Annotated in this window: 21 protein-coding genes; 12 read left to right on the forward strand and 9 right to left on the reverse strand. The window is 67.3% G+C overall.

Features of this window, described 5'->3' with window-relative positions:
- Positions 1 to 38: 38 nt before the first annotated feature.
- Positions 39 to 461 (reverse strand): hypothetical protein, encoded by a 423-nt coding sequence (locus NM962_16535; GenBank protein ID UVO11549.1) that lies wholly within the window; start codon positions 459 to 461, stop codon positions 39 to 41.
- 125 nt (positions 462 to 586) lie between these two features.
- On the opposite strand from NM962_16535, the gene NM962_16540 reads away from it, so the two are divergent.
- Complete coding sequence (locus NM962_16540; protein UVO11550.1) at positions 587 to 1,135, forward strand: YceI family protein; 549 nt, start codon at positions 587 to 589, stop codon at positions 1,133 to 1,135.
- A gap of 1 nt (position 1,136) precedes the next feature.
- Here NM962_16540 and NM962_16545 read toward each other — a convergent pair whose 3' ends face one another.
- Positions 1,137 to 2,252, reverse strand: a complete 1,116-nt coding sequence (locus tag NM962_16545; GenBank protein UVO11551.1) for a hypothetical protein — start codon at positions 2,250 to 2,252, stop codon at positions 1,137 to 1,139.
- 347 nt (positions 2,253 to 2,599) lie between these two features.
- Here NM962_16545 and NM962_16550 point away from each other — a divergent pair, with 347 nt between their 5' ends.
- Both NM962_16550 and NM962_16555 read left to right on the forward strand, forming a co-directional pair.
- Complete coding sequence (locus NM962_16550; protein UVO11552.1) at positions 2,600 to 3,583, forward strand: esterase family protein; 984 nt, start codon at positions 2,600 to 2,602, stop codon at positions 3,581 to 3,583.
- A 106-nt stretch (positions 3,584 to 3,689) separates the two neighbouring features.
- Positions 3,690 to 4,166, forward strand: coding sequence for an SRPBCC family protein (locus tag NM962_16555; GenBank protein UVO11553.1), 477 nt, complete (start codon positions 3,690 to 3,692; stop codon positions 4,164 to 4,166).
- Between the two features lie 4 nt (positions 4,167 to 4,170).
- Here the strand turns inward: NM962_16555 and NM962_16560 are convergent, their stop codons facing one another.
- Entirely contained in the window at positions 4,171 to 5,934 is a 1,764-nt protein-coding gene (locus tag NM962_16560) for a CocE/NonD family hydrolase (protein UVO14782.1), read from the reverse strand.
- Between the two features lie 297 nt (positions 5,935 to 6,231).
- Here NM962_16560 and NM962_16565 point away from each other — a divergent pair, with 297 nt between their 5' ends.
- Positions 6,232 to 6,681, forward strand: a complete 450-nt coding sequence (locus NM962_16565) for a nuclear transport factor 2 family protein (protein ID UVO11554.1) — start codon at positions 6,232 to 6,234, stop codon at positions 6,679 to 6,681.
- Between the two features lie 7 nt (positions 6,682 to 6,688).
- On the opposite strand, the gene NM962_16570 is transcribed toward NM962_16565, so the two are convergent.
- The 3 genes from NM962_16570 to bfr are packed head-to-tail and all read right to left on the reverse strand — an operon-like array spanning position 6,689 to position 9,767.
- Positions 6,689 to 7,183, reverse strand: a complete 495-nt coding sequence (locus tag NM962_16570; protein UVO11555.1) for a carboxymuconolactone decarboxylase family protein — start codon at positions 7,181 to 7,183, stop codon at positions 6,689 to 6,691.
- An 18-nt stretch (positions 7,184 to 7,201) separates the two neighbouring features.
- On the reverse strand, positions 7,202 to 9,247 hold the full coding sequence (locus NM962_16575; GenBank protein ID UVO11556.1) for an MFS transporter: 2,046 nt from the start codon (positions 9,245 to 9,247) through the stop codon (positions 7,202 to 7,204).
- A gap of 40 nt (positions 9,248 to 9,287) precedes the next feature.
- Complete coding sequence (gene bfr / locus NM962_16580; protein UVO11557.1) at positions 9,288 to 9,767, reverse strand: bacterioferritin; 480 nt, start codon at positions 9,765 to 9,767, stop codon at positions 9,288 to 9,290.
- Positions 9,768 to 10,051: 284 nt separating this feature from the next.
- On the opposite strand from bfr, the gene NM962_16585 reads away from it, so the two are divergent.
- Together NM962_16585 and NM962_16590 are read left to right on the forward strand one after the other, a co-directional pair.
- Entirely contained in the window at positions 10,052 to 10,756 is a 705-nt protein-coding gene (locus NM962_16585) for a fatty-acid--CoA ligase (GenBank protein ID UVO14783.1), read from the forward strand.
- 9 nt (positions 10,757 to 10,765) lie between these two features.
- The gene (locus tag NM962_16590; protein ID UVO11558.1) at positions 10,766 to 11,002 is read left to right on the forward strand and encodes a (2Fe-2S)-binding protein; all 237 of its coding nucleotides are present in this window, start codon (positions 10,766 to 10,768) and stop codon (positions 11,000 to 11,002) included.
- Here the strand turns inward: NM962_16590 and NM962_16595 are convergent.
- Together NM962_16595 and NM962_16600 are read right to left on the reverse strand one after the other, a co-directional pair.
- The gene (locus NM962_16595; protein ID UVO11559.1) at positions 10,994 to 11,761 is read right to left on the reverse strand and encodes an enoyl-CoA hydratase-related protein; all 768 of its coding nucleotides are present in this window, start codon (positions 11,759 to 11,761) and stop codon (positions 10,994 to 10,996) included. The genes NM962_16590 and NM962_16595 overlap by 9 nt on opposite strands.
- A gap of 46 nt (positions 11,762 to 11,807) precedes the next feature.
- On the reverse strand, positions 11,808 to 12,740 hold the full coding sequence (locus NM962_16600) for a hydrogen peroxide-inducible genes activator (protein UVO11560.1): 933 nt from the start codon (positions 12,738 to 12,740) through the stop codon (positions 11,808 to 11,810).
- Positions 12,741 to 12,856: 116 nt separating this feature from the next.
- Here NM962_16600 and NM962_16605 point away from each other — a divergent pair, with 116 nt between their 5' ends.
- The 6 genes from NM962_16605 to NM962_16630 all read left to right on the forward strand — a co-directional run bounded on the left by NM962_16605 (position 12,857) and on the right by NM962_16630 (position 17,884).
- Positions 12,857 to 13,444, forward strand: a complete 588-nt coding sequence (locus NM962_16605; protein ID UVO11561.1) for a peroxiredoxin — start codon at positions 12,857 to 12,859, stop codon at positions 13,442 to 13,444.
- A 64-nt stretch (positions 13,445 to 13,508) separates the two neighbouring features.
- Entirely contained in the window at positions 13,509 to 14,045 is a 537-nt protein-coding gene (locus NM962_16610; protein ID UVO11562.1) for an alkyl hydroperoxide reductase, read from the forward strand.
- Positions 14,046 to 14,118: 73 nt separating this feature from the next.
- Positions 14,119 to 14,601, forward strand: coding sequence for a deaminase (locus NM962_16615; GenBank protein UVO11563.1), 483 nt, complete (start codon positions 14,119 to 14,121; stop codon positions 14,599 to 14,601).
- A gap of 93 nt (positions 14,602 to 14,694) precedes the next feature.
- Positions 14,695 to 15,933, forward strand: a complete 1,239-nt coding sequence (locus NM962_16620; protein ID UVO11564.1) for an alpha-hydroxy-acid oxidizing protein — start codon at positions 14,695 to 14,697, stop codon at positions 15,931 to 15,933.
- A 65-nt stretch (positions 15,934 to 15,998) separates the two neighbouring features.
- Positions 15,999 to 16,634, forward strand: a complete 636-nt coding sequence (locus tag NM962_16625; GenBank protein UVO11565.1) for an endonuclease — start codon at positions 15,999 to 16,001, stop codon at positions 16,632 to 16,634.
- A 17-nt stretch (positions 16,635 to 16,651) separates the two neighbouring features.
- Entirely contained in the window at positions 16,652 to 17,884 is a 1,233-nt protein-coding gene (locus tag NM962_16630) for an FAD-dependent oxidoreductase (GenBank protein UVO11566.1), read from the forward strand.
- A 16-nt stretch (positions 17,885 to 17,900) separates the two neighbouring features.
- Here NM962_16630 and NM962_16635 read toward each other — a convergent pair whose 3' ends face one another.
- A complete protein-coding gene (locus NM962_16635; protein UVO11567.1) occupies positions 17,901 to 19,379 on the reverse strand; it encodes an acetyl-CoA acetyltransferase in 1,479 nt (492 codons plus the stop codon).
- Positions 19,380 to 19,475: the final 96 nt, after the last annotated feature.

Raw genomic sequence — 19,475 nt, forward strand, 5'->3', positions numbered from 1 at the left:
TCTGGGCAGATGCTGACCGGCGGATGCGGCAGGTGCGCCTACCCGACCTGGGCGATCCCCGGCGGGAAGTAGGGACCGATGCCTCCGGTGTAGATGCCGGGCTGCCAGCCACGCGCGCCCAGGCACAGCAGCGGCAGCCCGTCGGGCGACTGCGCGGCCGACTGCGGGTTCGGGCACGGCGAACCGATGTCCTGCACCCCGTAGAGCGGGTAGGAGATCTGCCAGAAACCGGTGTCCTTGGCCGGGAACTGGTTGGCGATGAAGTGGCATGCCAGCGCTTGGCCGTTGGGGCCGTGGCCGTAGATGAAGCGCTCCCAGCTGAAGCAGGTGTCGCCCTGACGCTGGCCATCAACCATTCCCGGCACGTCGCCGGGGTAGGCACCGGCATCCGGTGCGGCGCTGATAGCGACTGCACCCGCGGCTCCCGCGATGAAAGCAGCTGCAGCTAGTTCACGAATCATTCTTCGCCCTCAGTCTGTCGATCCAGGCCACCCATCGGCGACGCGTCAGAGCCTAACGGGTGGTCGTCGCACGTCAGCGCGAATCCACCGAAACCCCGCGCTCCCCGCCCGCTAAAGTGCCGCGGATGACCGGAAAGCAATGGCAGCTCGACGCATCGCACGGCCAGCTGCTGGTCCGCACCGATGTGGCGGGGCGAGCGGCAAAGATGGGCCATCGGCTGACCATCGTGCTGGAACGCTGGGAAGCAACCGTGTCGTGGACCCGCGACCGGCCGACCGCAGTAGAGCTGGCCGTCGAGGTCGATTCGCTGCGCGTGTTGCAGGGCGACGGCGGGATGACTCCGCTGACCGCACCGGAGAAGACGCTGATCCGAAGCAATGCGCTCAAATGCCTCGACAGCAAGAAACATCGGCTGATCCGGTTCGGGTCCAGCGACATCGAACCGACCGACGACGGCTATCGGCTCACCGGCGAGCTGGAGATCCACGGACGGCGCAAGCCGCATGTCGTCGAGCTTGGGGTCAGACATCAACCCGACGGTTCCTGGCAGCTGAGCGGCGAGAGCAGGGTGCTCCACAGCGACTTCGGTGTGCGGCGCTATTCGATGCTCATGGGTGCCATGCAGGTCGCCGACGAGGTGACGGTGTCCTTCTCGGGGACCGTCGCGGCCTGACTCAGCGGCCGGGTGAGCCGAAAATGTGGTCCCGCACGCGTTCTAGCCGCGAGGGGACGCCATCCGGAGACAATTCCTGCAGGTCCGGGGCGGCCAGCGGTGCATCCCACAGCGAACCGAGCTCGGCTTGCGCCTCTTCCGGGTCCTCGCCCGGGCGCACGGGGGCGGCGGGTTGCGGCGGCAGGGCCGGAGCGGCCGCCGGGGGTGGTGCGGCGGGCACGGCGACGCGCGCCACCGTGGCGCGCTGCGGTCGCGTCGCATCCGGCTCCACCCTGCTCGGGCCGAGTTGCAAGCTCAACGCGGCGGCTGCCGAGGCCACCAACGTCACCGATCCGGCCGCCAGCATCAACAGCGCTCCGGCATACGACAATGACCGGACACGACGCCGGCCGGCGTTACTGACCGGCACGCCGGCCGCGGGTGCCTCGAGCGGCGCCGAAGTCAATTCGGCATGCGGGGCCAGGGCCTGGGCCGCGCCTCGTGCCAACGCCTGAAACGCCCCGCCCTGGACGAAGACTGGAATCGACAGCCTGGACTCCAAACGGCGCCCGAGTCGGTCCATGCCCCGCACCGATCCGGCCACCATGAGCACTTCCGGCCGCTGACCTCTCCAGGCCACCGTCTCACTCAGCCAGCCAGTGACATCGTCGAGGTCGTTGATCGGGAAGGCGGTGACGATCGCTTCGGCGGAATCCGGCTGATGGGGCAGGACCAGGGTGGCCACCTCGGCTTCGACGACGCATACGGCGGCCAGTTCGTGTCGTGCGCCGATTCCGGCGGCCAGCGACATAGCGGCCTGGCTGTAGCGCACCGGGACCACGTGCTCGAAACCGGCGTCCGCCAGCGACTCGAGCAGCAGCGCGGCGCCGACGGCCGCTTCATCGCTCCAGGTCACTCCCACGCCATGCAGTCGTTCGCCGCGCGCGGCAAGCATGGTGCGCAACCGGTCAGCCACCGCCGAGGCTTGTGCCGACAGATCTACCGCGTCGGGTCCGGCGTCGCCGACGGCGACACTTACCTCGTCACCGATAACTGTCGGGCAGTCCGAGCCCCCGGCGTCGCCCATGACCCAGCCGATTGTCGACGGCGTGACCGCCAGCCCCAGTACGGTGTCCAAAATCGCGCGCCCCAATCGTCCTGATCTGCGATGTCACCGCGCCTGCTCAGGGCCTTCACCGGGCCCGTGAACGGGATCGGCGGGGCGCCGGAACAGACCGGCGACAGCTCAGGACTGTGTGGTCTTGTCGGCTTACCGGAGGGGAGCCTACGCGTGTCGTCCCACTTGTCCTAACCGGGTCCGGGGGGAAAATCGGGTATGCTATATGCGAGTCGGATCCCTAGACGGCCGCTTAACTTGCAAATTGCGGCCGTTGCTGCACGTAAGGGCCGATGCCGAACTGGTGGCGCGCGTGGCGCCGCGATCGAGAGATTGAACGGTCCACAGCACGACGACAAGGGGCAGGAATGACAGACGTGAGCAAGGGATTGCGCTGGGCACGCCGACTTTTGGTCGGCGCGGTAGCTGCCGCAGCGCTGCCGGGCCTGATCGGCCTGACAGGTAGCGAGGCGACCGCATCGGCGTTCTCCCGGCCGGGTCTGCCGGTCGAGTACCTGCAGGTGCCATCGGCAGGTATGGGCCGTGACATCAAGGTCCAGTTCCAGAGCGGTGGTCAGGGTTCCCCGGGCCTGTACCTGCTCGACGGCATGCGGGCCCAGGACGACTACAACGGCTGGGACATCAACACCCCGGCATTTGAGTGGTACTACCAGTCGGGCATCTCGGTGATCATGCCGGTCGGTGGCCAGTCCAGCTTCTACAGCGACTGGTACAAGCCGGCTTGCGGCAAGGCAGGCTGCTCCACCTACAAGTGGGAGACCTTCCTCACCAGCGAGCTGCCGGCCTACCTGGCCTCGGAGTACGGCGTGAGCCAGAGCCGCAACGCCGCGGTCGGCCTCTCGATGGCCGGTGCGTCGGCGCTGACGCTGGCGATCTACCACCCCAACCAGTTCACCTACGCCGGCTCGCTGTCGGGTTACATCAACCCCTCGGACGGCAAGAGCTGGATCGGCCTGGCCATGGGTGACGCCGGCGGCTACAAGAAGGAAGACATGTGGGGCCCGGACGACGACCCAGCGTGGTTGCGCAACGACCCCACGGTCAACGTCGGCAAGCTGGTCGCCAACAACACCCGCTTGTGGGTCTACTGCGGTAACGGTCGTCCGAACGAGTTGGGCGGCGACAACATCCCCGCGACGTTCCTTGAAGGCAACTTCATGATCGGCCAGAACAAGAAGTTCCAGGAGCTCTACATCGCGGCCGGTGGCAACAACGCGGTCTTCAACTTCCCCGACTACGGCACCCACAGCTGGGAGTACTGGGGCCAGCAGCTGCAGGCCATGAAGCCGGACCTGCAGAGCCACCTGGGCGCCAGTGGCGGCGGCAGCTAGGCCTGCACCGACCACAGCGGTCTTGCCACTGGGCCCCATCCGATTCCGGGTGGGGCCCAGTGCTTTGTCGCCGATGGGGTTACCGTGGCGTCGCCGACGTGATTGGATGGCGAGCATGCAGGGTTCGGCGACAGTTCATATGGCGGCCCCGGCCGAGCGGATCTGGGATCTGGTGGCCGACGTTCGTAACATCGGGAAGTTTTCTCCGGAGACCTTTGAGGCGCAGTGGCTCGACGGTGCTGAGGGTCCCGCGGTGGGCGCACGATTCCGCGGGCATGTGCGGCGCAACGGGATCGGGCCGGTGTACTGGACCACGTGCCGGGTCACCGAATGCGAACCGAACCGGGTCTTCGGCTTCGCGGTGCTCGCCGGTGACCGTGCGGTGAATCGGTGGCGTTACGAGCTCACCCCCACTGCGGATGGCACCGACGTCACCGAATCGTTCCAGCTGGCCAATTCCTTCCTGACCACCGTGTACTACTACGTATTCGGCGGTTTTCTACGGCAGCGCAACAACATTCGCGATATGCGCCGCACCCTGGAACGAATCCGCGACGTCGCAGAAGCGCCCGCACAGCCCTAGCAGCTCAGTCCAGGCTGTCCGGGTCGGCCAACGGCAGCAGCAGGAATGACGGGGTGGGACCGCCCTGATGCACCTGGTAAAGCCCACCCGCCAACGCCTGTCGGGTAGCCGCCGTTGGAACCAGGTGCGGGAAATCGTAGGTGGTCACTGTCAGTCGCAACCGATGCCCGGGCGCGATGAGCGCCGCGGTCGGGAAGATCTCGATGTCGTAGGCGGTCAACTCCCCCGGCTCCACCGGTCGCATCGCAGACCGGGTGCTGATGTGATGCGGGCGCAGCACAGTGCCGTCCGGCAGGTACCAGGTCCGGTCCGGGTCCAACTCGCGGTGTGAGCCGAGCAGCGCCCCCAGCGTCAGCGGCCGATTGACGCCCTCCGGCGCCACGTCGTCGAGGTGGGCGACCCACAGGGTCTCGGTGGTGTCGGCGGTCGCCTGCACGCGCAGCGTGATCGGTCCGGCGATCAGTGTCGGCGAGTCGAAGGCCTCAGTCGTATAGGTCAGCGCCCCGCGCTGCACCCGGCGGTTGTCCTGGTCGTGACGGGTGCGGCCGCCCGCTGCAGCGGTGGCGTAACTGTTGAGCCCCAACGACCACTGTTCGAGGCTGCGCCCCGATACCGGACCGTGCGAGCGGTACGGCAACGCAGCCAGGGTTTGTTCCTCCTGGGCGTCGGCAGTCAACCGGCCGGCGTGGGACAGGTAGAGCCGGGTCGGTGTCGCCTCGGGAATCGGGTACGCACTGGTGTGGAACCAGCGGCGGTCGCCTATCGCCTGGAAGGTGAACGGTGAGCCCGAGATAGCGGCCGTCGCATCATCTTTCAGCCAATAGTCGAACCAGCGCAGCTGCAGATCCAACAGGTACAGACCGTCGTAGTCCGATACGTGGTACCACGGCCCCATCATCAGTTTGACGCGGTCGGTCAACGGCTGACCGGGCTGCATCGGCGCATTGGGCGGGCGGCCGGTGTAGGCGTTCTGCAGCGCCGCGTAGTTCAGCGGTGCGCCACGCTGAAAGGCATCGTGCCAGCCACCGGTGAGGAAGACAGCCACGTTGTTGGCGGCGATCTGGGGCAGCACCAAGTCCGGTCGCATGTCATCCCAGAACGGCCCGTCGTAGGCCGCGTCACCACCGGTGCGCGCCTCGGCGATCAGCGGCCCGAAGTAGCCGCGCTGGTCTTTCCCGCGCTGGCGCACCGCGGCCAGCCCGCCGGCGCGGGGCCGCGAATGACTTCCCGGAGTGAAGAACTCCAGCGCCGGGTTGATCACGTTGAGCAATGTGTAGATCGAGCCGTAGGCGCGCACTGTCCGCAGATGCGATACCCCGCCCATGGCGGCGGCATCTCGATAGAAGTCGTTGGCGGCCATCACCGGGAAGATTGCCTTGAGCGGAGAGTCCGGGCCGACCGCGGCCGCGGTGAACAGCTGGTTGATGGCCAGGTAGGAGATGCCGAACATGCCGACGCGTCCGTTGGCGTTAGGCAGCGCGGACGCCCAGGTGACCAGCTCGACGCCGTCGCGGGTCTGGTCGGCGCCGAACATCTCGAACGAGCCACCGGAGGCCCCGGTGCCACGGACGTCGACCATCACCTCGATGTAGCCCCGCCGAATCAGGTGCGGTGACGGACCGCCGCCGATCTGCGCCGCCGGCGGTGGTGCCAACTTGCCGTAGGGGGTCACCGACAACAGCACGGGGAACGGTCCTTCGGCGGGCGCGCCAGTCTCGGGGACGGTGGGGTAATGGATGTTGGCGCGCAGCACGACCCCGTCGCTCATCTTCACAGCGACATTGCGCCGAATCCCGACGCCATAGCACGCGGGCGGCGCGGTCCACTCCGGGCTCAGCGGCGACGGGCTGCTCCGGCGAACGCGCACGGCGGAACCGGACTTTCGCAGGGTGACACCGGCGGCCCCCGCCGCAGCGGCCGCCGCCAGCACCCATCCGACTCTTCGCGCCGTCCGCCGATCAGCCATGCCCAGACTCTAAACTCCGCACCCGCCCCGCTCTGGCAGCTGTCCAGCGGCGGCGTATATTCCGGCGTGTCATGTGCTTCTCTGGAAAGGGGCATCCGCATGCCGGCTGACGTCAAACACATCGTCACCGAGATGTGGCAGGCACTATCGCGTCGCGACTGGGACGCGGTGAAACCCTTTCTGGCGCAAGACTGCATCTATGTCGACATGCCGGTGGGCCCGACTGCGGCCGCCCGCGGGCCACACGACATCGTCAAGCGCCTCAAGATCGGTCTGGAGCCGCTAGCCGGATACGAGAACCATCCGGGCCTGCTGGTCGCCGACGGCGCCGACGTGCTCTACGAGCACTCTGAAACGTGGAACTGGGCCACCGGGGAGACCGCGCTGCTGCGCTTCGTGACGGTGCACAAGGTGGTCGACGGAAAGATCACCCTCTGGAAAGACTATTGGGACATGGCCGGCCTGACGGCCCATGCGCCGCCGACCTGGCTGGAAGACTTTGCCGAGGCCGACATGTCGTGGATCTTCGACGCCACCGGCCTTATCTGAGTCGGGATCAAGCCCTGCTGGGCAGGGTCAGCGCGCAGGCCTGTCCGATGTCCAGGGTGCGCAACAGCCGCCCCATACCGAGCCAGAGTGCACACGACAGCGCGAGGTCGGCCAGCAGTTCGTCACTGAGATGCTCCGCGCAGCGCGACCAGAAGTCCTCGTCGTCGCGCAGGCCGGTGTGGTCAGTGGCGAAGCGATGGGCGAACTCGGCGGCGAGCCGCTCCTGCGGGCTGTAGCCCGGCCAGGTGCGCCATTCCGACGCGTGCTCGTAGAGCTCCTCGTCGACCCCGGCCGCCGGGCCGTCGGCGTCACGGGTGTTGACGCACACCGTGCATTCGTTGTCGAAGGCGATCACCATCCGGGCCAGCTCCCGGGTGCGCATCGGCAGCCGGCCTTTGTTGTAGACCGCCGTACTGAATCCGCCGATTCCCGCTGCCAGGTCAGGCGATTTGACCATCCAGCCCATCACGTCGTCTGCGGCGAATGTCCCGATTCGGCTCATACTTAGCGATGCTAGCGGTCAACCGTGAGCAGCGCTGCTGAACTCCGCCGACTCCCCCGCATCGTCGGGATCGATGATGGCCCGGCGAGCGATCCGCTGTAGCGCGGCTGAAACCTCGGCGCGATCCGGGTGACCCTCGAACCCCGGCGAACGGGCCAGTTTGTCGACCACCCAGTCCTGTACCAGCGAGGACACGAACCCGACCTGGCGCAGACCGGCACGGGTGAGACCGAGGTGGTCGCCCTCGCGCAGCACATAGCCTTCAGCCACCAGCTGATCGACGGTGGGTTCGAGGATCTCGTAGGGCACCCGTAGGCGCTTACCGATGTCACTGAGCCGCGCGGTCCGAAACACCTGCGTGTACCGGTAGATCCGCAGCACCGTCCACAGCCCGGCGACGTCGAGCCGGCAGTCCGGTCGCAGTGCGATGGAGCGCAGCCGCATCCCGGGTTCGTTGTGCAACAGTCGCCCGATAGCGTTCTCCAGCAGATCGTCCGACGACGCGTTGGTGGGCATGCCGAACCCGTCGCCCAGGTCGACCGCGCTGTCGCGGAGCACCTTGAGCGGGACCTCGCGCAGAAACAGTGCCAGCACGAATCCGAGCAGCGCGACCGGCGCGGCACACAAGAACACATGTCCGAGTGAGTCGGCATAGGCCGCCACAATCGGCTCCGCCTGCTGCGGCGACAGGCGGCGCACGGCCTCGGGTGAGTCGGCCGCACCGGCGGCTAGACCGGCGCCGCTCAGCGCCGGTTCGAGCCGGTGGCCCAGAAAGTTCACGAACAGCGACCCGAACACGGCTGCACCGAACGAGCTGCCAATGGTCCGGAAGAACGTGACCCCGGAGGTGGCGACGCCGAGGTCGGCGAAGCTCGAGGTGTTCTGCACGACGAGCACCAGCACCTGCATCGACAACCCGATACCGGCTCCCAGGATCAGCAGGTAGACCGACTGCAGCAGCGCCGGCGTTGCGGCATTCATCTGCGACATCAGCGCGAACGCGATCGTCATCAGCGCGGTGCCGACCACCGGAAAGACCTTGTAACGGCCGGTCCGGCCCACCAGGGCCCCGCTGCCGGTGGAGGTCAGCAACATCCCCACCACCATCGGCAGGGTGCGCAGGCCCGAGGTGATCGCCGAGACACCGTCGACGTACTGCATGAAGGTGGGCAGGAAGGTGAGCGCGCCCAGCATCGCGAAGCCGACGACGAACGCCAGCACACAGCAGACCGTGAAAACCGGGTCGGCGAACAGCCGGGTCGGCAGGATGGGCGCCGCGGCCCGGTTCTCCACCCAGACGAACAGCGCCAGTGCCACCACCGACCCGCCGAACAGTCCGATGATCGCCGCGGAACCCCAGGGGTAGCGGCTGCCGCCCCAGCTGGTGGCCAGCGTTAATCCAGTGGCACCCAAGCCGATCAACACGATTCCGGCGTAGTCGATAGCGGGTTTGGTGCGGCCTGCCAAGGCAGGGATCGCGACGCCGGCCACGATCAACACGACCACCGAGATCGGCAGATTGACCCAGAACGCCCAGCGCCAGGTGAGGTAGTCGGTGACGTAGCCGCCCAGCAGCGGGCCGATGACCGTGGTGACCCCGAAAACCGCGCCCAGCATGCCCTGATAGCGGCCCCGATCCCGCAGCGGAATGACTTCGCCGATAAGTGCCGCGGCCGTAACGGTGACGGCGCCCCCGCCAATGCCCTGCAGCGCCCGCGCGGCGACCAGCATCCCCATCGAGCCCGACAACCCGCACAGCACCGATCCGGCGACGAAGCACAACACCGCGGCCTGGAACACCCGCTTGCGGCCGAACAGGTCGCCGAGTTTGCCCGCCAAGATGGTGGCGATCGTGGACGTCAGCAGGTAGCTGGTCACCACCCACGACTGATGCCCCGCATTGCCCAGGTCCGAGACGATCGTCGGCAGGGCGGTCGCCACGATCGTCTGGTCGAGGGCAGCCATCAGCATCCCGAACACGATCGCGGTGAAGATCAGGTTACGGCGGTGCGGACTGACCGGCGCGGGTCGCACATCGTCGGCGACCGGCGTCGACACGGTCATACTCGCCTTCCGGTCGGCGGTGGACGCTAGATCAACGCGATCACGACGGCGGGCGGGAGACGCACTGCGCCGAGTACAGCGCCTCACCGAGCTTGTCCATCAACTCCAGTTGGGTTTCCAGGTGGTCGATGTGGGATTCCTCATCGGCGAGGATGGTTTCCAGAATCTGGGCGGTGGTGCTGTCCTGCTTCTCGCGGCACATGACAACCCCGGGCCGCAACCGGTTGAGTACGTCGATTTCCAGCGCCAGATCGCTCTCGAACTGTTCGCGCAGGGTCTGTCCAATACGCAGTGACCCGATCCGCTGGTAGTTCGGTAGGCCGCCGAGTACCAGGATGCGGTCGGTGACCGTCTCGGCGTGGCGCATCTCCTCCATCGACTCTTCGCGGGTGTGGCCGGCCAGTTCGGTGAAACCCCAGTTGTCCTGCATCTTCGCGTGCAGAAAGTACTGGTTGATCGCGGTGAGCTCACTGGTCAGCTGCTCGTTGAGCAGTTTGAGAACCTCGGGGTCGCCTTGCATGATCTCTCCTCTGATGTGAAGAACCTCGCATGCCGGCCGCGACGGACGGGGCTTGAATCATCGCCGTAACGCGCCACATTCAATCTAGTGCAGGCCGCTGCCCGCAGTGGGGTGTTTACCCGCGTCTCGGCGCGTCAAATCGCCGCACCGCAATGGGGTCGTCGGGCGAGTGTGTGGTCGCCGTACATCACCGGACCCGTGCTAGGTGCGCCTTACTTAGGTTAGACTCTACTAATATGAGACTGGTTTCGCCCGGCAATCGTGTCGGCATTTCGGGCAGCGGCATGTCTCACCGCAACGATCCGCATTCGCTGGTACTGGCGCTGGACTACCGGGTCGACGACGTGGGCCGGACGTGGTCGCTGATTCAGCAGGACCATTCCCCGCTCGTCGACCTGGGCGCTCGCCATGCGGTGCTCTACACCTCAGAGTTCGAGCCGGACCGGGTCCTGGTCACCATTGGCCTGCGGCACCGGATCTCGGTCAAGGAGCTCTTGCGCTCCCCCGCGGTCTTCGAATGGTTCGACCGCTCCGGGGTCAACGATCTGCCCGCGATCTTCGCCGGCGAGGTCACCGAAAAGATCAACCTGGCCCAACCCGGCGATGAGCCGGGCGGTTCAGCGAGGCTCGACGGAGGAGAGCGGAAGCTGGGACCGCCGCACGAACCGGACGGTTCGGAGGTGATCGTCGGCGCGGTTGCCACCGTCGCCGACCCCGCGAACCTGATGACCAAGGTGCACGCCGGATTGGACCGGTTCGCCGATGCGGGAGTGCGCAAAGTGTGGGTGTATCAAGCAGTCGACGACGGGCATGAGGTGATGGCACTGCTGGAAATCGACAGTGCGGCAAATGCGCAGCGATGGATCAACCACCCGGACACCGCCGCGGAGTGGATGTCCGGCATCGGAATCGGTGGCTACCCCCGGCCGTTCGTCGGGAAGTTCGCCACCTCGATCGATCTGATGGCGCCCGCGGGCGAGGGTCGGTAGGGGTATCGCATGTACGTATGCCTGTGTGCCGGAGCCACCAATCAGATGGTGTCCGACGCCGTCGCCGCCGGGGCGTCGACGTCGAAAGAGGTTGCCGCGATGTGCGGCGCGGGGGGCGACTGCGGCCGGTGCCGCTGCACCGTTCGCGGAATCATCGAGGCCACCCTGGCTGCGGCGCCCCGCACCGCCGACAACGGTGCTCTGCGGCATCTCACGCTGGACATCAGCCCCGTCGGATCACACTGATTCGCCGCCTCGCCGGCCGGTGAATTCGGCCAGCGCATCGGCATTGGCTTGGCCGCCCAAGAGTTCGGCAAAGAACGCGTTCTCCCGCTCGACCGCAGCCAGGGTCTCTGCCCTCGTCGGCTCGACCATCGCACTCTTGACCGCCATCAGGCTCGAAATAGGCCGGGATGCAAGAACTTCCGCATGCCGACGCGCCTCGCCCAGGAGCCCGTCGGGCTCGCAGACCGCGAAGACCAAGCCCATCCGCAGCGCCTCGTCGGCGGTGATCCACTCCGAGGACATCAAGAGCCAGGCCGCGTTCTGCCGTCCCATCAATCGCGGAAGCAGATAAGACGAGGCCGCCTCCGGGGCCACCCCCAGGGAGGTGAACGGACACTTCAACCTGGCAGTCGACGACATGAACGCCAGGTCGGCGAAGCCCAGGATCGTCGTTCCGATCCCCAGGCCGAGCCCGTTGACCGCGCAGATCAGCGGCTTCGGGAAGCGCCCCAGCGCGGCGATAAGGCCGCGGAAGCCGTGTTTGCCGGGTACGAAATCCGGGTCGGTCACCATGGCCTGCATCTCGGCCAGGTCGGTGCCGGCGCTGAACGCCCGCCCGGCCCCGGTGATCAGGACGACCGCGACCTCGGGGTCGTCGGCCGCGGCGAGCAACGCCTCGGTCGTGGCGTCGTAGAGCGCCTCGTTGAACGCGTTGAGCGCATCGGGGCGATTCAGCGTGAGAGTCCGAACCCGGTTCTCGTCTTCGATCGTCAGGATCACCCGTGCAGCCTAAACGCCGCCCACCGACCCGCGACCGCGACGCTACTCAGACCAGCTCGACCTGGTGGCCCGCGGCGACGACGCGGCCGATGATGCCCGCCAGCCGCCGATAGGACTCGTCACGTCCACTGGAGGCGCGAAACACCAGCCCGATCCGCCGGCCAGGCTGGGGCGACGCGAAGTAGGCCAATGCCAGCCCGTTGCGCTCCGCTTCGACCGCCACCGCGGTCTGCGGAATCAACGTCACCCCCAGCCCACCGTTGACGCACTGAACAGCGGTGGCCAGCGATGCGGCGCGGGTGGTGGCCAACTCCGCCCGCACTCCTGCGTTACGGCAGATCTCCAGCGTCTGATCACGCAGGCAGTGCCCCTCGTCGAGCAGCAGCAACGGTAGGTCCGCCAGCGCGGTCGGCGGTACCCGGCGCTTGCCGGCCAGCGCATGGCCGGGCGGCAGTGCCAACACGAAATCCTCTTCGTAGATCGGTATTTCGGTCAGCCCGGCTACCTCAGCCGGCAACGCCATCACGGCCGCGTCGACCGCGCCCTCCCGCAGTCCGGTGAGCAGCCGTTCGGTCTGGTCTTCGATCACGCGCAGATTCAGGTCCGGCAGTTCTTCGGACAATCCGGCCAGCACGGCGGGCAATACATACGGCGCCACCGTCGGGATCAGGCCGAGCCGCATGGCACCCTGCAGCGGGTCGGCCACCCCGGCGGCGGCCGCCGAGAACTGCGCCGCCGCATCCAATACTGCGTGGGCGTAGGGCAGCAACTGCTGGCCCTCGGCGGTCAGGAAGACCCGCCGAGTGGAGCGCTCGATCAGTTGGACCCCCAACCCGGCCTCCAGCGACGACAAGGCCTGCGACAGTGTCGACTGGCTTAGGCCCAGCCCGGCCGCCGCCAGGCTGAAGTGGTGCTTCTCGGCCACGGCGGTGAATGCCCGCAGGCCGGCGAGCGTCGGCTGATAGCTTGCATCGGTCATGCCGATAATTATAGTGCGTGGCATCACCTTTTATTTTTAATTCGGATAGGGCACGATGGAGCGTGCGGGCGTCGAACGCGCCCCCAATGCAGAAATCTCACATCACAAGGAGTGTCATGGCACTGTTGACTATCGGCGAGCAGTTCCCGTCCTACCGGCTCACCGCCTTGATCCCGGGCGACCTGTCGAAGGTCGACGCGAGCGGGCCCGACGACTTCTTCACCACCATCACCAGCGATGACTACGCCGGCAAGTGGCGCGTGGTGTTCTTCTGGCCCAAGGACTTCACCTTCATCTGCCCCACCGAGATCGCGGCGTTCGGCAAGCTGAACGACGAGTTCGCCGACCGCGACGCCCAGATTCTCGGCGCCTCGACCGACAACGAGTTCGTGCACTACAACTGGCGCGCCCAGCACGAGGACCTCAAGACGCTGCCGTTCCCGATGCTCTCGGACCTCAACCGCGAACTGGTGACTGCGACCGGGGTGCTCAACGCCGACGGCGTCGCCGACCGGGCCACCTTCATCATCGACCCCAACAACGAGATTCAGTTCGTCTCGGTGACGGCGGGATCGGTGGGCCGCAACGTTGACGAGGTGCTGCGGGTGCTTGACGCACTGCAGTCCGACGAGCTGTGCGCCTGCAACTGGAAGAAGGGCGAGGCGACCCTGAACGTCGGCGAGCTGCTCAAAGAATCGCTGTAGATCGCAGCCGGATGAATCGCGCTCGCGGTGATGTCGAGCGCCAGGATGAGGAGGAACAGCGCCAATGAGTATTGAGAACCTCAAGAACGCGATCCCGGAGTACGCCAAGGACCTCAAGCTCAACCTGGGTTCGATCGCCCGCACCACGGTCCTGAACGAAGAGCAGCTCTGGGGCAGCCTGTTGGCCAGTGCCGCGGCCACTCGCAACGCCACGGTGCTGGCCGAGATCGGGGCCGAGGCCGCCGACAACCTGTCGGCGGAGGCCTATCAGGCCGCCCTGGGCGCCGCATCGATCATGGGCATGAACAACGTGTTCTACCGTGGTCGGCACTTCCTGGACGGCAGCTATGACGACCTGCGGCCCGGGTTGCGGATGAACATCATCGGCAACCCGGGGGTCGACAAGGCCAACTTCGAGCTGTGGAGCTTCGCTGTCTCGGCAATCAACGGTTGCCAGGCCTGCGTTGCCTCCCACGAGCAGGTCGTCCGGGAGGCGGGCGTCGGCCGCGAAGCGGTTCTGGAAGCTCTCAAGGTCGCTTCGATTGTGGCCGGGGTGGCGCAGGCGGTCTTCGCCGCCAGCGCCGACCCGAACGCTACTTAGGCGTTCCGAGGCGGTCCTGTCCCTATCGGCGCGCGCCGGGCGATCCCCGGCGCGCGCCGTAGACTTTGATCCCGTGACGCTCAGCGATGCCGACCGTGGCTATCTGGCCCGCTGCGTCGAATTGGCTGGCGAGGCCGTGGCGCACGGCGACGACCCGTTCGGTTCACTGTTGGTCGATGCCGACGGCACGGTGCTCTTCGAGGACCGCAACCGCGCCGGCGACGGCGATGCCACCCGCCATCCGGAGTTGACCATCGCCCAGTGGGCAGTGGCCAATCTCATTCCAGCGCAACGTATCCAGGCCACCGTCTACACCTCCGGCGAACACTGCGCGATGTGCGCCGCGGCACACGCCTGGGTCGGATTGGGCCGGATCGTCTACGCCTCGTCGGCGGCGCAACTGACCGAATGGCTGCGCGAGCTGCGGGTGCCGGCGGCCCCGGTGGCCCCGCTGCCGATCACCGCAGTCGCCCCGCACGCGGTGGTCGACGGGCCGGCAGCGGAATTCGAAGCGGACTTGAAGGCGCTGTTTAGGGCCCGCCACCAAAATCGGTAATCCTCACTCTTGAGCCAGCCACGCCAGTCGGTCCAGCGTCACCGGGTCCTCAACCGTGGCACAGTTCGACGAGCAGCAGGAAAGGAGTCAGCGATGTCGGCGACGCAACGGCGGGTTCCCAGGATCGGTGAACTTGCGCCACTGATCCGTCTCCGCAGGCCACGGTTGAACCGCACCGCGCGCCGGCTTGAGACCGCATTGACCGTCGAAGACCTGCGTCTGCTCGCCAAACGGCGCACCCCCCGAGCCGCCTTCGACTACACCGACGGCGCCGCCGAAGACGAGATCTCGCTGGAACGAGCCCGACAGGCCTTCCGGGACATTGAGTTTCATCCGGCCATCCTGCGCGACGTCTCAACTGTCGACACCAGCCGCGAGGTGCTCGGCGCGCCGGTGGCGTTGCCGTTCGCGATCGCACCGACCGGCTTCACGCGGCTGATGCACACCGCGGGCGAGCTGGCCGGCGCCCGCGCCGCCGAAGCCGCCGGTATCCCGTTCGCGCTGTCGACCTTGGGCACCGCCTCGATCGAAGATGTCGCGGCGGCCGCCCCCGGGGCCCGCCGCTGGTTTCAGCTCTACATGTGGCATGACCGCGACCGGTCGATGGCGCTGCTGCGCCGCGCCGCCGAAGCCGGCTACGACACCCTGCTGGCGACCGTCGACTGTCCGGTCGCCGGAGCGCGGCGACGCGACTCCCGCAACGGCATGTCCATCCCACCGGCGCTGACGCTGCGCACGATCGCCGATGCCGCGATGCATCCGGCCTGGTGGTTCGACCTGCTCACCACCGAACCCCTGTCCTTCGCATCGCTGGACCGCTGGTCGGGCACCGTCGCGCAGTACATGGACACCATGTTCGACCCGAGCCTGACCTTCGACGACCTGGCCTGGGTCAAGTCCCAATGGCCGGGCCGATTCGTCGTCAAAGGCATTCAGAGCCTCGCCGACGCCCGCGCGGTGGTCGATCGGGGTGCGGACGGCATCGTGCTGTCCAACCACGGCGGCCGCCAGCTCGATCGAGCGCCGGTACCGTTCCAGCTGTTGCCCGAAGTGGCGCGCGAGGTAGGAGCCGACACCGAGATCCTGCTGGACACCGGCATCATGTCCGGCGCCGACATCGTCGCGGCGATCGCACTGGGTGCCCGCTGCACTCTGATCGGGCGGGCGTACCTCTACGGGCTGATGGCCGGTGGCCAGGCCGGGGTGGACCGCGTGATCGACATCCTCGCCGAGCAGATCCGGCGCACCATGCGGTTGCTCGGGGTCGGCGAACTGGCCGAGCTGACGCCGCAGCATGTCACCCAGTTGCAACGACTGGTGCCGCGCCGGTAACGGGTCGGAACCTTCCGGCCTGACGCCGGGTTTGTGCTGCGGCCGAAGCGGGTATTCGCGCTGCTGTGTATAGCCATAAGGAACTGGTACGTCGGCTGCTGCGGCGCGCCGGTACCACCTATGCCCAGGAGGCCGGCATTCGGTTGCGCAACCAACCGATGCCGCTGTTTCAGCTGCTGATGCTGTGCATGCTGGCCAGCAAGCCCATCGACTCCGCCGTCGCGGCGCACGCGGCCCGCGAACTGTTCAAGACTGGATTGCGCACGCCGCACAAAGTCCTCGAGGCAGATCGCCAGACCGTGATCGATGCCTTGGGCCGGGCTCACTACCGCCGCTACGACGAGAGTTCGGCGACCATGCTGGTCGAACTCGCCGAGGCGGCGCGGGAGAACTACGGCGGCGACCTTCGGATGCTGGCCGAACGAAGCGGGCGCGATGTCGAGGCGGCCGCCGCGGCGCTGCAGGAGTTCAAAGGAATCGGTGAAGTCGGCGCGAGCATCTTTCTCCGCGAAGTCCAAGACGTCTGGCCCTGGGCCCGCTCCACTTTCGACGACCGTGCATTGGACGCCGCACGCGACCTCGGGCTGCCCAGCGACGCAAACGAACTCGGCGCGCTCTCCCAAGGACGCAATGCCGAGCTCGCCGCGGCCCTGGTCCGCTACTCCGTCGACGCCGACATCCGCGAGCGACTGTCCGACTGACGAGCAAAGGAGTACACGTGTCTGCACGGGCCACGTTCGTGATCGTCGGTGCCGGGCTGGCGGCAGCCAAGGCAGCAGAGGCTCTCGTCGACAAGAACTTCGACGGTGCAGTCGTGGTTGTCGGTGAGGAGCGGCAGCTGCCCTACGAGCGCCCTCCGCTGTCGAAAGAGTTCCTGGCGGGCAAAAAGACCCTCGACGACTTCACCGTGCAGACCCAGGACTGGTATCGCGAGCACGACATCGACCTGCGGCTGGGGACCGCCGTGGCGGAGTTGGACCCGTCCGGTCACACCGTCGCACTGGCCGATGGCACCCGGCTCGGCTACGACAAGCTGCTGTTGGCCACCGGTTCGCGCTCACGGCGGCTGCCGATCCCAGGCTCCGACGTCCCCAGCGTGCACTATCTGCGCACGATCGAAGACGCGGCCACGCTGGATTCCGCATTGACCACCGCTGAATCGCTGGCGGTGGTGGGTGCGGGCTGGATCGGCATGGAGGTGGCCGCCGGTGCACGCCAGCGTGGCGTCAGCGTCACCGTGGTGGAGAGTGCCGCCTTGCCGCTGCTGGCCGCCCTGGGCGCGGAGAACGCCGCGGTTTTCGCCGATCTGCACTGCGAGCACGGTGTCGAGCTGCGCACGGGGGCGACCGTCGCAGAGATCACCACCGACGACGGTGTAGCTACCGGCCTGCGGTTGGGCGACGGCTCGCAGGTCAGCGCGGACGCAGTGCTGGTCGCGGTCGGCGCCCAGCCCAATATCGAATTGGCGCAACAGGCCGGCCTTTCCACCGGTGACGGCGGTGTGCTGGTGGACGCGGGCCTGCGCAGCAGCGACCCCGACATCTTCGCCGTCGGCGACATCGCCGCCGCGCAGCATCGGTTGTTCGGCACCCGGATCCGCACCGAGCACTGGGCCAACGCCCTCAAGCAGCCGGCGGTCGCCGTGGCGGGCATGCTCGGCGAGTCCGCCGAATACACCGACCTGCCGTACTTTTTCACCGATCAGTACGACCTCGGGATGGAATATGTCGGCTACGCACCGCACTACGCCCGTGTGGTGTTTCGCGGTGAACCCGCCGGCCGCGAATACACCAGCTTCTGGCTCGGTGATGACAATCGGGTGCTGGCCGGGATGAATGTCAACATCTGGGAGGGCCTCGACGACATCAAGGCCCTGATCAGCGCGCGGGCCCCGGTCGACCCGGACCGACTGACCGACCCGCAGGTACCGCTGGGCGAGCTGACGGGCTAGCCGCCCGGCGTCGGGACTACTGCAGCGTCGCGGTGCCGTCATCGTGCACGTCGACCGCCGCACCGGCGATGTCCTCGCGCACGGTCACCTCGGCAGCACCCGGATCCCGGATCACCGCCAGAGTTCGTGACCCGTCGGGGGTGCGGACCGCCAGGAACGCCTGCAGCGGTTGCCCGTCGCGGTCGAACGGCGTCGTCCAGGACTCCACCGCACCCGTCCCCTGCCACTGCACCAGCGCCGGCAGGGTGGCTTGAGCATCCACCGCCGGTTGCACGTCCTCCCACCGGAAGCCGGACGGCGGCGGTTCAGTGCCGTACACCCCGAAACTGTGCTTGGTCAGGTAGCCGCCATTGGCGGTGATCAAGCCTCGCCGTCCGGGATTGGCCACCAGCAGTTCGGCCAGGGTGGCAATCGAGTGCGTCACGTAGTTGTTCCACGGGCCACCGGCGAAGGTGAGCCCGCCGGTCACAGTCAGCGGTCGGCCGGGGCTATCGGTAGGCAGCCCGAGTTCTGCTGCCGCAACCTGCACCGCGGACGGGAAGCACGAGTACAAGTCGACGTGATCGATCTCGGCGATATCGCCGATACCGGCCAACTCGCACGCGCGGGCCCCGGCGATCCGGATCGCCGGCGATCGGTGCAGTTCGGCGCGGTTGGCGATCGCATAGGTGTCGTGGGCGTCGGCGCCGGCGTGCGGAAACACCCAGTTCTCAGCCGGCACCCGCAGCTCGGTGGCGCGCTGCACCGAGGTCAGCACCAGCGCGGCCGCTTGATCGACCATGTTGTTGGAGTTCATCAACTTGGTGTAGGGCCAGCTGATCATGCGGTTCTTCGGGCTCGGCTGCCAAATCTCTTCGGCGCCAACGGGTTGACGGATCCAGGCGTGCGGGTTGTCGACGGCGACCGCGTTGAACCGCGACCACAGTTCACCGATGCGCCGTCGATGTTCCTCGACGGTCTCCCCCGCGGCGATGCGCAGCGCCTGTTCGAACATCGGGTAGACGTAGGCGGGTCGGTCCAATCCGATGCGCTCTTCGGCCGGGCCGGCCATCGGCACGTCTTCGCCCTCGCATTGGGCCATCGGGACCGTGTCGTCCTGTTGCGTCCAGGCCAGTTTGCCGCCGGCGCGTCGCAGCCGGGTCCGGGTGCGCCAGGTTTCACCGCCGGCCACCAGCACCACGCCAGCGCGGCCGTCGCGGATATCCAGACAGGCTTGATTCACCAGGGACTGCGGCACATTGCCGCCCACCGGACTGTAACGGGTGGCGGGGCGCTCAGCGCCGATCCGTTGGCCGAGCAGCGCGCCCGGATCGCGGTAACGCGCCGAGAACAGGTTCACCACCCGAATCGAGTCCACCGCGCGCAGCACCCGGTCGTGGGCGGCGTGGCGTGCCGCCGCCACCATCAGATCGACGGGTTCTGTCGCGTCGGTGTCGTCGCGGTGGTTCACCTGGCCGTAGCCGATCAGCACCGGTGTCCGGGGGTCAACGGGCATGGACGTAACACTAATCGGCGGGTTCATGCGGCGGTCCCAGCTTCGCCTCTCCTCCGTCGAGGCTCGCTGAACCGCCGGCGAACAGCACGCCGTCGG

This window comes from Mycobacterium sp. SVM_VP21 (assembly GCA_024758765.1).
GTDB classification, from domain to species: Bacteria; Actinomycetota; Actinomycetes; order Mycobacteriales; family Mycobacteriaceae; genus Mycobacterium; species Mycobacterium heraklionense_C.

Excerpts from the sequence above, each read along its gene's own strand:
- NM962_16535 (UVO11549.1), bottom strand. The coding sequence starts at position 461 with ATGATTCGTGAACTAGCTGCAGCTGCTTTCATCGCGGGAGCCGCGGGT.
- NM962_16540 (UVO11550.1), top strand. The coding sequence starts at position 587 with ATGACCGGAAAGCAATGGCAGCTCGACGCATCGCACGGCCAGCTGCTG.
- NM962_16550 (UVO11552.1), top strand. The coding sequence starts at position 2,600 with ATGACAGACGTGAGCAAGGGATTGCGCTGGGCACGCCGACTTTTGGTC.
- NM962_16555 (UVO11553.1), top strand. The coding sequence starts at position 3,690 with ATGGCGAGCATGCAGGGTTCGGCGACAGTTCATATGGCGGCCCCGGCC.
- NM962_16560 (UVO14782.1), bottom strand. The coding sequence starts at position 5,934 with ATGAGCGACGGGGTCGTGCTGCGCGCCAACATCCATTACCCCACCGTC.
- NM962_16565 (UVO11554.1), top strand. The coding sequence starts at position 6,232 with ATGCCGGCTGACGTCAAACACATCGTCACCGAGATGTGGCAGGCACTA.
- NM962_16570 (UVO11555.1), bottom strand. The coding sequence starts at position 7,183 with ATGAGCCGAATCGGGACATTCGCCGCAGACGACGTGATGGGCTGGATG.
- NM962_16575 (UVO11556.1), bottom strand. The coding sequence starts at position 9,247 with ATGACCGTGTCGACGCCGGTCGCCGACGATGTGCGACCCGCGCCGGTC.
- bfr (UVO11557.1), bottom strand. The coding sequence starts at position 9,767 with ATGCAAGGCGACCCCGAGGTTCTCAAACTGCTCAACGAGCAGCTGACC.
- NM962_16585 (UVO14783.1), top strand. The coding sequence starts at position 10,052 with ATGTCTCACCGCAACGATCCGCATTCGCTGGTACTGGCGCTGGACTAC.
- NM962_16590 (UVO11558.1), top strand. The coding sequence starts at position 10,766 with ATGTACGTATGCCTGTGTGCCGGAGCCACCAATCAGATGGTGTCCGAC.
- NM962_16600 (UVO11560.1), bottom strand. The coding sequence starts at position 12,740 with ATGACCGATGCAAGCTATCAGCCGACGCTCGCCGGCCTGCGGGCATTC.
- NM962_16605 (UVO11561.1), top strand. The coding sequence starts at position 12,857 with ATGGCACTGTTGACTATCGGCGAGCAGTTCCCGTCCTACCGGCTCACC.
- NM962_16610 (UVO11562.1), top strand. The coding sequence starts at position 13,509 with ATGAGTATTGAGAACCTCAAGAACGCGATCCCGGAGTACGCCAAGGAC.
- NM962_16620 (UVO11564.1), top strand. The coding sequence starts at position 14,695 with ATGTCGGCGACGCAACGGCGGGTTCCCAGGATCGGTGAACTTGCGCCA.
- NM962_16635 (UVO11567.1), bottom strand. The coding sequence starts at position 19,379 with ATGCCCGTTGACCCCCGGACACCGGTGCTGATCGGCTACGGCCAGGTG.